We start from the raw sequence: 11,805 nt of genomic DNA, 5'->3' as shown, positions 1-11,805 counted from the left end.
CGCCGCCCGGCGCGCTCCGCAAGATTATTGTGCGGCCGACTGCCGCTAATTTGGACTTCCCCAGAGATAAATGTACGTCTTGTATGTTCTTGTTGTACGTATTTATCTTTTGGGGGGTTGCAATGTCCAATGGCTACCGAGCGATTACTGTGGCGGCGATCAATCTGCTCGCGATTGCTGCGATGTCTTCCACCGGCACCGTCCATGCCGCCGACTTCCCGGCAAAGGCCGTCAAGGCCGTTCCGGACCTGCCGTTCTTCCTGGTCATCGACAACCGGCTGACCTATTCCTGGATGCCGAACGGCACCGATCCCGGCGCCTTCAGCGTCCGCCGGGACGGCAGCGTCAACGGCAAGACCGCCAAGCAGGTCTATTCCTTCACCCACTTCGACGCCTGGGCCTACGGCACCAACTTCTTCAACGTGTCGATGTTCAAGTCCGACCACAACGATCCGGCCGGTCCGTGCGTCAATGCCGGCGTGCTGCAGAGCGGCGCCGCTGCAAGTTGCGCCGGCGCGACCGAGGTCTACGGCCTGGTGCGCTCCACCTTCGGCTGGAATCAGCTGTTCAACACCAAGGCGTTCTCGATCGGACCGCTGAACAACATCTCGTTCGAGATCGGCGCCGACGTCGAGACCGAAAACACCTTTCTCGCGCCCAGCAAGCGGGATTTCGTCGCCGGCCTGCAGTTCGCGTTCGACCTTCCCTACAAGGGCTACTTCAACGTCGCGCCGCTGCTGTACAAGGAAATCAACCACAACGCCTTCAATCAATGTGGCCTGTTTGGTCCCGGCACCCCGGGGCTGACCTGCTCAGACGACGGCAAAACCGACTACAAGACCACCTGGGCGATCGAGACCAACTACTCCATGGACTTGGGCTTCCTCCCCGAAAACATGCAGTACTTCTCGATCAGCGGTCGCGCCGCCTGGTACGGACCCAAGGGAGACCAGAACGCACCGCTTTCGGGCACCGGCGTCGGTCGCTTCAGCACCGCCACCAAGACCGAGTTCAACAGCGAACCGATCCGCGTCACCTTCGACGCCGCCAAATTCGCCATGGGACCGAAATACACCCACATGGTCGACGTCTGGGTTGCCTACCGCTACTGGCAGAACAAGTTCGGCCTCGATCACAATGCGGCGCCCGGAGTCTGCACCGTGGCGGCCACCGGCCAGTCGACCAAATCCTGCACGGAGCAGACGGTCTACACCGGCGTCAGCGTCAAGTTCTGATCCTGCGGATCGGCGGAAACAACACGGCGCGGTAGCTTCAGCTGCCGCGCCGTTGACTTTTCTGGCTTCTCAATTCTTCGCGCGCCCCTCTCCCACCACCTTTCATGCAGGCAGCAGGAAGGCCAGCGTTGCGGCGATGAAATCGTCCAGATTGTCCCACGGAATCATGTGCCCGGCCCGGACCATGACCGCCCGGCCATCGGGCAGCAGCCGCACGATGTCGGCGGCCTGTTCGGGCGAGACCACCTTGGCGTTGCCCGCATAGATCAGCAGACACGGACAAGTGATCCGCGGGAAGTCCGGAAAGATCTCTTCCTCCTGAAAATTCCGATGTGTTTCCGTCACCGCCTCGACGCTGCAGGTCGGCAGCCACTCCAGCCGCAGGGCGATCTGGTCGTCGCTCCAGGTCGGCGTGAACTGGCGGAATTCCGCGATCGACGCCCCGCGGGACGCGGCGTCGATCGCCGTCAGATACGAGCCGAGCGGCGTCGGATACGGCGTCCGCCCAGGTCCGGACAACGGCGGATCGACCAGCACCAGCTTGGACGCAACATCCGGCGCCGTCGCCCCCAGACGACCGGCAATCCGCGCGCCCATCGAATGGCCGATCACGATCGGCTTCTCCAGCCCGAGCGCCGCGATCAATCCTAAAGCATCCGCCGCGTAATCATCGAGCGAATAGCCGAGGCCCGGCCGGGCGTCGGAAAGCCCTCGGCCGCGAATGTCCGGCACAACCACGCGGTGGGTCGCCGCCAGCCGCTCGGCGACGAACGCCCAGGTCTCGGCGGGGCTGGTGATTCCCGGCAGCAACAGGATCGCAGGCCCGTCATGGTGCTCGGCGAAATCCAGAAAGTGCAAACGCACGCCGTGCACCAGACGGTGCCCGCCTCGTCGCGGCGTCATCGGATAACCTGCAGCATTGTTGAACTCCCTATGGTTGTTCTTTCGAGAGGTACTTACATCATTAAGCTATATCAAGACGTTTTTCCGGATGCTTTGCAGACAGCCGGCGTCGCGGCGTCTACCCCGGCAACCGCACGCAACAGCGGCAACCGTCGTGCCGCCGCGCCGTCCGCCAGGCCACACGCGTTCCCCAAGACAGACCGCCGGCCGCCCCCGAGGTAATCTCTGCGACACGCCGCTTGCCCGGTTTTTGCGGGGCTTTTTGGCCGTTTCGAAGGCTCGCGTTGCGCCGGACCACGCGGGCTTGCCTCCTTGCAATTGGTGGCCGATCCCGGCCGGTCACGCCCGAGCGCGGGTCCGCCGCGCGTGCCATCGATCGGCTGGTTAAATTTGGTGCGTCGCACGCTCAGAAATGCACCTTGCATTTTTCCGCGCCGTCACGTTACCTACATGATGTAGGTAGCTGGATCGGCGGATCGGCGCGCACACTCGTTCTCTGCACGGTCAAGTTTGGCGACCGCGCGGGTGCACGCCAGCCTGCCGATGAGCACTTCGGTCGTGGTCGATAAGCGGTAACTCTCAGTCCATTTCAGGGGAACTCTGATGTCAAAACACGTCGGTCGAATTATGCGACGATCCAGCGCCGTGCTCGCGGTCGTGATCGGACTCACCATGGCGATGCCGGCCGCGCGTGCGGACGAGGCGACGCCGCAGACCAAGGGCAAGAAGGTGGCGCTGATGGTCGCGACCTTGCAGGACTATTACATGGCGTTGCTGAATCGGCTGGTGATCGCACGCGCCAAGGATTTCGGCATGGAGATCACCACCTTCACCACGCCCTACGATCCCGCACTGCAGTCGACCCAGATCGACGAGGCGATCGCCCGCAAGTTCGATATGATCGTGATGATCGCCATGTCGGAGCACGCCGTGATCCCGGCGCTGCAGCGCGCCAAGCAGGCCAAGATCCCGGTGATCATGTTCGTCGCGCCGCCGAAGCCCGGCTCCGAGGATCTGTTCGTCTCATTCGTCGGCGAAGACAACGTCGCGCTCGGACGGATCAGCGGGCAATCGATCCTCGATGCCTTGAAAGCGTCCGGCCGTGACGGCGGCAATGTCGCGCTGGTCACCGGGCTGTTGGCCGAAGGCCTCGCGCCTCGGCGCGTCACCGGCATCAAGGAAGTCCTTGCGAGAAACAAGAAGGTCAAAATCGTCGCCATCGAGGACGCCAAATGGGATCCGGTGCTGACCGAAAAGATCTCTGGTCAGCTCTACGGCCGTTTCGCCGGTCAAGGCGGTATCGATGTGATCTATGGCATGGCCGACAACATGGCGACGGCCTCGATTCAGGCGGCGGAGGCGGCCGGCATCAAGGTCGGCATCGGGCCGGGCAAGATGGCCGTGATCGGCGGCGATTGCTTCAAGGAGGGCATCGAGGCGATCAAGGCCGGCAAGATGTTCGCAACCGCCACGCAGATCCCGACCTGGGAAGCCGCCAAGACCGTCGAAGTCGCCGCCAGCTACTTCAACGGCAAACCGGTTTCGAAGTACGAGTATTTCCCGATCGAGGCGGTCACCAAGGACAACCTCGCAAAGTGGGAAGGTCCCTGCACGTTCTAGTCGATCGGCAAGCGGCCGGCCTTGGTATCCCGATGGATGCACAGGCCGGCCGTTAGATCGCGACTCAATGGATATCAATCTCGCCAACATCCGTAAGGCCCACCGGTGACCGACATGCTGTCCGTAAATCGCATCTCGAAAAGTTTCGCTCAGGGCCAAGTCGCGGCACTGCAGGATGTGAGCCTGTCGCTCGCGCAGGGTGAGATCCGCGCCATCTGCGGCGAAAACGGTGCCGGCAAGAGCACGCTGGTCAAGATTTTGATGGGGATCCAACGCCCTGACACCGGCACCATCCACGTCGACGGTCATCCCGCGGAATTCCTCTCGCCGCGCGATGCGCAGGACGCCGGCTTCGCCCAGGTCGCGCAGGAGCTCAGCATCGTGCCGTCGCTTTCGGTGCTCGACAACATCTGGCTCGGCAGCAATCGCGTCCCGGTGTTTCACCGCCGCCGCGAATTTCGCGACAAGGCGCAGGCGGCGCTGTCGCGGATCGGCGCCGGGCATCTCGAGCTTGACGCGTTGGCCCGCGATCTTTCGATCGGACAATGCCAGATGATCGAGATTGCGCGACTGCTGGTCGGCGACGCGCGGCTGCTGATTCTGGACGAGCCGACGGCGACTTTGTCCGACAACGAAATCGCCAACATCTTCGCTGCGATCCGTGCGCTCAAGGCCGAGGGGCGATCGGTGATCTACATCACGCACCGGCTCGGCGAAGTATTTTCGATCTGCGACAGCGTCACCGTGCTGCGCAACGGCCGCCATATCGTCACCATGCCAGTTGGCGACTGCGATCGCGAGCGCCTGATCGAGCTGATGCTCGGCCGCTCGTTCGAGGATATGTATCGGCATCAACCCAACGAAACCTTTCACGAGGCGGCGCTCAACGTCGCCAACCTCTCGGTGCCCGGGCTGGTGCACGACCTCTCGATGACGCTACCCCGCGGACGGCTGGTGTGCATCGCCGGACAGGTCGGGTCGGGCGCGCATCACGTATTACGGGCGCTGGCCGGGCTCAGCATCGCCACCGGCACGGTGAGCGTCGGCGGCACGCCGATGCGGCTCAATTCGGCCGCGGTCTCGCGTGCCCACAATATCCATTTCATTTCCGAGGATCGCGCTGCCGAAGGCATCTTTGCGCGCATGCGCGTGCTCGACAATGTCGTCGCCACGCGGCTACCGCTGCTCGGCTGGTTCGGACTGATCTCCCGATCGCGACTTCGCAACGCAGCCAAATCGCTGCTGGCGCAGGTCGGTGTCGACAAGACGCGGCTGGATTCCGAGATCGGGCAATTGAGCGGCGGTAATCAGCAGAAAGTATTGTTCGGCCGCGCCATGGGCCAGGCGCCCGGGATCTTGCTGATGAACGAGCCGACCCGCGGCGTCGACGTCGGCGCCCGTGCCGACATCTATCAGATGATGCGCTCGTTTTGCGACCAAGGCTTCGGCCTGGTGATGACCTCGACCGACCTCGAAGAGATCGTCGGCGTCGCCGACATCGTCATCACGCTGTATCGCGGGCGATTTGTCCGTCGTTATGAGGGCGCGGCCATCGCCATGAAAGACATCCTCGCCGACATCACCCACCCGCCAGATCTGGCTTCGCCGCCCGCCGAGGCGATTTCCGGAGTGACCGCTTCATGAGCACGCCTTCCACTGTGGACCGTCCCGGATTTCGCGCGCCGAGCACCCTCCGCCTTGCCAGTCGCGGGACCATGATGATCACCGTCCTCAGGGTGGTGTTTCTGGCCGCCCTGGCGATCATCGCGCTGAGCTCGCCCGGCTTCCTCAGCGCGGCAAGCCTGCTGTCGCTGGTGACCACGGCGTCGTTCGTCGGTTGCGTGGCGGTTGGCATGACGCTCTTGACCGTGAGCGGAAACATCATGTCGTTCAGCCTTGGCGCGACGGTGTCGGCGACGACGCTGGTGTTCACCGCCGCGCTGCTGTCGTGGGGGATCGTTCCGGCGATTGCACTGTCGCTGATGTTCGGCGCGCTGGTCAGCCTGGCGCAGGGCCTGATCATCGGCTGGCTCGGCGCCAATCCGCTGGTGGTCAGCATCGCGTTCTTCGGACTGTTGATCGGCATCGCGCCCTGGTGCACCGACGGCAGTTCGCTGTTCATTCCTCCGGGATCCGGCCAGGAGGTGCTGCGCGGCAAGTTGCTCGGCCTGCCGATTGAGTTCCTGCTGATGGTCGGGGTGGCGGTGATCGGACAATTGCTGCTGTCGTTCACCGTGTTCGGCCGCAATCTGATGATGGTCGGCAGCAGCCGCAGGGCCGCCGAGGCCGCCGGCATCCGCGTCTGGCGGACCACGGCGAGCGCCTATCTGTGGGCGGGTCTGTTCGCCGCGGTGCCGGGCATGCTGCTCGCCGCGCGCTACAGCAAGGGCAATATGGATTACGGCGCGACCTTCGACTACGACGCCATCACCGCGGTGATCATCGGCGGCACGGCGATCGAAGGCGGCCGCGGCTCGATCGTCCGCACCATCATCGGCGTGGTCATCATGGAGGTCGTGCGGGTGATCCTGCTGCTCCACGGCTTTCGCCAGGAATGGCAATACCTGATCTCCGGCATCACCATTCTGGCCGTCATCCTGCTGCAGACCACGATCACCCGAAAGTAAGCAGTCATGTTCAACCGCCACCTGCTGGCTCCCTATCTTCGTCCGTCGGCCGTGTTGCTGGCCGTCATCTTGATCCTCGCCGCCATCGACGGCAGTCATGGCCGGTTCCTCTCGTCCTCGATCGTGTTCAGCGTGCTGCAGATCTTTGCCACCGTGGGGCCGATCGCCCTCGGCGTCGGCATGACGATGATCATTCGGGAGTTCGATCTGTCGGTCGCCGGCATGGTCGGCATGGCAGGGTGCATCGCGGTGCTGACCGGCGGCGACAATCCCTGGCTCGGTCTTGTCGCCGCGGTCGGCACCGGGCTTTGCACCGGGCTGCTGCAGGGCTTCATCATCGCGCGGCTGAAACTGCCCTCAATCGGCGTGACACTCGGCGGATTGCTGGTGTTTTTCGGCGTCTCCTATGCGCTGACCGAAAGCCGCTCGATCCAGTATGACGACCTCGAGGTCGCGGGCTTGCTCGGGCAACACATTTTCGGCTTCTTTTCGATTCCCAGTCTCAACGTTCTGATCATCTTTGCCGTCGTCGCGCTGATCTTCGGCATGACCAAGCTCGGCCGCGATCTGCTGGCGGTCGGCGGTGACCGCCGGGCCGCGCTGTCTGCGGGCATCCGCGTCGACACTTTGCTGATCGGAACTTTCGCGTTCTCCGGCGCCCTGGCGGCGATGTGCGGCGCGCTGCTCGGCTACAGCCTGGCCTCGGCCGCGCCGACTGGCCTGTCCAACGTGCTGGTGCCTGCAACCACGGCAGCGATCCTCGGCGGCGTCTCGCTGTCCGGCGGCACCGGCCGGCCGCTCGGCATCGCGCTCGGCACGCTAACGCTCAGCGTTCTGCAATCCGGGCTCAACGCGCTCGGCCTGTCGTCTTACGCGCACGAGATCTTCGTCGGCCTGGTTCTTCTCGCCATCGCGATCCTCGACGGCACCGCCTTCAACACGCGGCTCGACATGCTTCGGCTGGCGCTGCGCCGCAGCTGAAACCGCGCCGACCAACAATTGGAGAAGTCCCGATGCCTCTCGTTCAAGTCCAACATCTCGCCGGCGCCTTCACCCGCGACCAGCAGACCCAGCTGATCCGTGACATCACCGACGCTTTCGTGCGGGTCTCCGGGGATGCGATCCGGCCGAACGTCTTGGTCACGATCAGCGAGATCGCGAGCGGACTGTGGTCCACGGGGGGCGTTCCGCTGACCATCGAAGAGGTGGAGCGCCGCCGCGCCGCCCGCGATCGAGGATGAGCTCATCGACCTTCGCGGAACTCGCCAAGTCTGTGCAGACACGTCTGCCTAATTGTTGGTGCCGCGACAGCTCAGCGACACAAAAGCCCGAGTTTTGGGCAATGCACCGCATGGCCCTGCGCATGTGGTGACATTGCTGCACCGCCGCGGCTCCGGCGCTATCCAGCCAGGCAGAATCCTCGCGCGGCCGACCGACCGCGAGCTGTTTGCTGTCGACGGCCGCCCGTTCATCTCACCTGAGTAAACGCTAGGTGCCGCCCGCCGACCTATGATAGTGGGGACGGCACCGCGCGCCGCCGGATTCGACTGACGACGCCCTTTACTCACTACGGAACGAATGTACACGTCGTATCCTAAAGTTATTTTCCGGTCGCGCGCATCCTATGTTATGCACGCCAGATAGTTGAAAGAGCGGGCCGAGCAACCGATGAGCAAATTGAGCGATAAATCTGCAGGGAAGTCAGCCGCATCGCGTGGCCTGTATGTCTCGCCGCTGACCACGTCGCGAAAGGATCTGCTGAAAGGCGGATCCGACGACTGGATGCGGGACGTCATCTACCGTCTGGTGCAGTCGCTCGGCCGTCTGCTGGCCTGCCGAGAGGCGTTCGGCCGGCGGCTGGATTTGACCAGCAGCCAGTTCACCGTGCTGATGGGCGTCGCCTATCGGCAAGGTCACGACGGCATCGCGATCGCTCCGCTGTCCAACTACATTGGCCTGGCTGCGACCCACGTCACCACCGAGGTCGGTCGGCTGATCCGCAAAGGACTGCTGACCAAGAAACGGAACACAAAAGACAAACGCAGCGTGCTGATCAAGTTGTCGCCGAAAGGCGAAGCCGCGGTCACCGAGGTCGCGCCGGTGGTGCGAAGCATCAACGACATCCTGTTCAAAGGCATGGACCGCAAGCAGATCGAAAGCGCCAACGAATTCGCCACGCAGCTTTTGCAGAATTCCGAATATGCCCTCGCCGAGATCAAGGTCGTCGAGACTTACCAGTCGACCTGACGGCTCATCCGCCAACCGAATCGCGCCGTCGCATCGCCGCCGAGGCCGCGATTAGGTGGCTTTGCCCGCCAGCATGTCGCGCCATTTCGCCTCGATCTCAGCGGCCTCTCTCGGCAGCAGCGCCGAGGCGGTCGGATAGCTGTCGATCCAATCGAACGGCTTGCAGGCATCGATGATCATCTTCGAGTGCGACGTCAGTCCGGCCGCCCGATCGCTGGGACGAAGTCGCGGGTCGAGCGACGAACTCCAGGCATTGCGGATGATGTCGACGGATTCCGAAGGCTCGCAGCGCGTGGTCACCGCCCACATCACGTCGGCCAGGCTGGAGGGATCGACGTCCTCGTCGACGGTGACCACCAGACGTCCCATATAGCTGTTCGCCGCCGCGATCAGGCCGGCGCGTTTGCTGTGTCCGGCGTAACGCTGCTTCAGCGCCACCACGGTCATCAGTTGCGACACATGCTGCCAGGCGCCGACGACGTCGGTCACCCCGCAGGTCTCGAGATTGCCCCAGATGCTCGCCGCCCGCATCGGCATCCCGAAATGAAACCGCGGCGGTTTCAACGGCGGCGAGCCGAACAGGATCGGATCGTTGCGGTGATAGACAGCATCCACCCGCATCACGGCCGCAGGCCGTGTGTCGGCCGCGTAGTAACCGGTGAATTCGCCGAACGGTCCTTCGGGAAGCGTCATCTCGGAGGGCGGCAGCAGCACGCCCTCGAGAATGATTTCCGCGTGGGCCGGAATCGGCAGACCGCTTCGCGGCGCCTTGATCACGTCGAGCGGCGTATTCTTGATCGCGCCGGCGAACTCATATTCCGATCCGCCCTCCGGCAAATACTCGAATCCGGAAATGAACAGCGCCGGATCCTGACCGTTCACGATCGCGATCGGGCACGGCTTGCCTTGATCCCAATATTTGCGTGCAATGATCGCGCCGTGACGGCCCTGATGATCGAACTGCACGGTGACCAGATTGCGGGAATGCACCTGGACTCGATAGATCGACGCATTGACCCAATCGCTGTCGGGATCGCCCGTGACCACCAGGCTGCCCGAGCCGATATACGGGCCGCCGTCGTTGCGATGCCAGGTCGGCGCCGGAAGTTTGGTCAGATCGACGGCGTCATCCTCGAAACTGTTGTCGAAGAATGCCGCCGAGCTAATCGTCTTGACCGGAAGCGGCTTCAGCGTCGCCCGCTTTTCTTTCCAGGCCTTCAGCGCCTCGACCGGGCGCAGCTCGGTGTCGATGCCGAGCGCCAATGCGGCGCGACGGGGATTGGTCGTGGCGTTGGTGAAGACGCGATAGCCTTTCTGAAAGCCCTTGATGCTGTCGAACAGCAGCGCCGGACAGGCCGCCGAGCCGGCCGCGACCTCGGTAATTCCGCCGAGTTCATGGACCGGATCCGCGCCGTCGATCCGCCGCAGCTCGCCGAGCGCATCGATCTGCTGAATATATTCGCGAAGATCATTGTACATTTTGCAGCCCCAACGAGGGGGACCGACGATGTCGCGTCGCTTGTTCGTAGGCGTAAGCATAACGCAACATGCTGGCGTCGTCATACGGCCGGCCGAGGAACGTCAACCCGGCAGGAAGCCCATTGCGCGTGAAGCCGCAGGGCACCACCACCGAGGGCACGAACACCAGGAAGGTGTTGATGTGAATGGCCCCGGTCTGGTCGCGGAACGGCGGGTTGAGCCCCTCGGCGATCAGCGTCGGTTGATGCTCGACGGCCTTGTGGACGATCGCATCGAGCCGCAAGCTCGCCATCACCTGATGCAGATTGAGCATCAGGGTGTCGCGTGCCTTGATGTATTCGTGATAGCTGTCCTGATTGGGCTTGGCGCTCCAGCGCGCCTGCGCGCCGCGCGATACGCCTTTGAACACCTCGGAAGCCATCGCCTCGCGGCGTGACCGGAACGGCGGCGCTGCGGATCCCGACACGTAATGCGCAAAGGACTCGTCGTCCTCGGTGGCCGATCGGGCGCGCTTGCTGAGAAGCTCGACCAGGTTCGGGATCACGATCGGATCGACCACCTCGGCGCCCTGCGCTTTCAACTCCTCGACGGCCCGCGAAAATACCTCGTCGATCGCCTTGAAGTCGTCGCTGTCGGGCTCGGTCGCGTAGCCGCACGGCTCGCGCAGAATTCCGATGCGCGCGCCCTTCATCGCGTCGACGTTCAATCCCGCCGAATAACTGTCGGCGATCCGGTGCGCGCCGAGCGCGGTGATCGGATCTTTGGCGTCGTAGCCGACCATCGTATCCAACAGAATGGCGAGGTCGCGAACGTTGCGCGCCATCGGGCCGAGCGAACCGTTGATCGAGGGCCAGCCGCCGTAAATTCCGTCGCGACTGACCAGGCCCGCGGTCGGCCGCATCCCGGCGATGCCGTTCCAGGCCGCCGGCCGCCGGATCGACGAGAAGCCCTCTTGTCCGATGCCGACCGTGCAGAGATTCGCCGACACCGCGGCGCCCGATCCGCCGGACGATCCCCCGGCGGTGCGTTCGAAATCAAACACGTTGCGGGTGGAGCCGAACAACGAGCCATGGGTGTCGCCGGCGCCGAGTTCGCCCAAGGTCGATTTACCGAGAATGATGGCCCCGGCGGCCTTCAGCTTCGCCAGCGCAAAGGCGTCGCGCCCGGGCTGGTGCCCGGCGAACAACACCGAGCCCATCGTCGTCGGCTGACCGATCACGTCGCCCTGGTCCTTGATCACCATGGGAATGCCGTGCAACGGCCCGGTCAGCCCTGACGCTTGAAACTTGGCGTCGAGCGCATCCGCCTCGTCGAGCGCCGCGGCATTGATCGAGATGATCGAATTGATCGACGGCCCGGCTTTGTCATAGGCAGCGATGCGAGCGACATAGAACTCGACCAGCTTGCGCGCGGTCAGCCGACCGGCGCGCATCGCCTCGTGCACACCGTCGATCGTGATCTCAACCAGAAACGCGTCGTCAAGGTCGGTCATCAAGCCCTCTCGTTGCACTTTGGCGGAAGCTGTCACCGTCGGACTCCTCACGCTGCAAACCTGCGATCTCAAGCCCGCTCCCGCCTGTCGGTCAAACCAAAGTCGACGACGGCACGCGCGACGGAACTCTTTCAGAATTAATATACAGATCGTAGCTTGTTGCGTCGCGCTGTCAAGTTGAGCGACCGCGCTTTTCATCAAT

Annotated in this window: 10 protein-coding genes; 7 read left to right on the top strand and 3 right to left on the bottom strand. The window is 63.5% G+C overall.

Annotated features, from left to right (window positions below):
- Nucleotides 1-122: 122 nt before the first annotated feature.
- Nucleotides 123-1,235, top strand: a complete 1,113-nt coding sequence (locus tag RBJ75_RS19350; protein WP_044406878.1) for a hypothetical protein — start codon at nt 123-125, stop codon at nt 1,233-1,235.
- Between the two features lie 102 nt (nt 1,236-1,337).
- On the opposite strand, the gene RBJ75_RS19345 is transcribed toward RBJ75_RS19350, so the two are convergent.
- Nucleotides 1,338-2,138: an alpha/beta fold hydrolase gene (locus RBJ75_RS19345; protein ID WP_044406881.1), complete on the bottom strand. Its 801-nt coding sequence runs from the start codon at nt 2,136-2,138 to the stop codon at nt 1,338-1,340.
- A 603-nt stretch (nt 2,139-2,741) separates the two neighbouring features.
- On the opposite strand from RBJ75_RS19345, the gene RBJ75_RS19340 reads away from it, so the two are divergent.
- The 6 genes from RBJ75_RS19340 to RBJ75_RS19315 all read left to right on the top strand — a co-directional run bounded on the left by RBJ75_RS19340 (nt 2,742) and on the right by RBJ75_RS19315 (nt 8,632).
- Nucleotides 2,742-3,758: a sugar ABC transporter substrate-binding protein gene (locus tag RBJ75_RS19340; protein WP_080900898.1), complete on the top strand. Its 1,017-nt coding sequence runs from the start codon at nt 2,742-2,744 to the stop codon at nt 3,756-3,758.
- Nucleotides 3,759-3,872: 114 nt separating this feature from the next.
- Complete coding sequence (locus tag RBJ75_RS19335; RefSeq protein WP_276156566.1) at nt 3,873-5,402, top strand: sugar ABC transporter ATP-binding protein; 1,530 nt, start codon at nt 3,873-3,875, stop codon at nt 5,400-5,402.
- A gap of 71 nt (nt 5,403-5,473) precedes the next feature.
- Nucleotides 5,474-6,385 (top strand): ABC transporter permease, encoded by a 912-nt coding sequence (locus RBJ75_RS19330; RefSeq protein WP_160297987.1) that lies wholly within the window; start codon nt 5,474-5,476, stop codon nt 6,383-6,385.
- A 6-nt stretch (nt 6,386-6,391) separates the two neighbouring features.
- On the top strand, nt 6,392-7,366 hold the full coding sequence (locus RBJ75_RS19325) for an ABC transporter permease (protein ID WP_044418914.1): 975 nt from the start codon (nt 6,392-6,394) through the stop codon (nt 7,364-7,366).
- A gap of 32 nt (nt 7,367-7,398) precedes the next feature.
- Nucleotides 7,399-7,626, top strand: a complete 228-nt coding sequence (locus RBJ75_RS19320; RefSeq protein WP_044418912.1) for a tautomerase family protein — start codon at nt 7,399-7,401, stop codon at nt 7,624-7,626.
- 427 nt (nt 7,627-8,053) lie between these two features.
- Nucleotides 8,054-8,632, top strand: a complete 579-nt coding sequence (locus tag RBJ75_RS19315) for a MarR family winged helix-turn-helix transcriptional regulator (protein ID WP_152647916.1) — start codon at nt 8,054-8,056, stop codon at nt 8,630-8,632.
- A 51-nt stretch (nt 8,633-8,683) separates the two neighbouring features.
- On the opposite strand, the gene RBJ75_RS19310 is transcribed toward RBJ75_RS19315, so the two are convergent.
- A complete protein-coding gene (locus RBJ75_RS19310) occupies nt 8,684-10,111 on the bottom strand; it encodes a UbiD family decarboxylase (protein ID WP_276156567.1) in 1,428 nt (475 codons plus the stop codon).
- Nucleotides 10,101-11,801 (bottom strand): amidase, encoded by a 1,701-nt coding sequence (locus RBJ75_RS19305; protein ID WP_080901022.1) that lies wholly within the window; start codon nt 11,799-11,801, stop codon nt 10,101-10,103. Before RBJ75_RS19305 ends, RBJ75_RS19310 begins: the two co-directional genes overlap by 11 nt.
- Between the last annotated feature and the right edge of the window lie 4 nt (nt 11,802-11,805).

This window comes from Rhodopseudomonas sp. BAL398 (assembly GCF_033001325.1).
Taxonomy (GTDB): Bacteria; Pseudomonadota; Alphaproteobacteria; order Rhizobiales; family Xanthobacteraceae; genus JARJEH01.
Note: the sequence above shows the minus strand (reverse complement) of the source record. Positions and strands in the feature narration are given on the sequence as shown.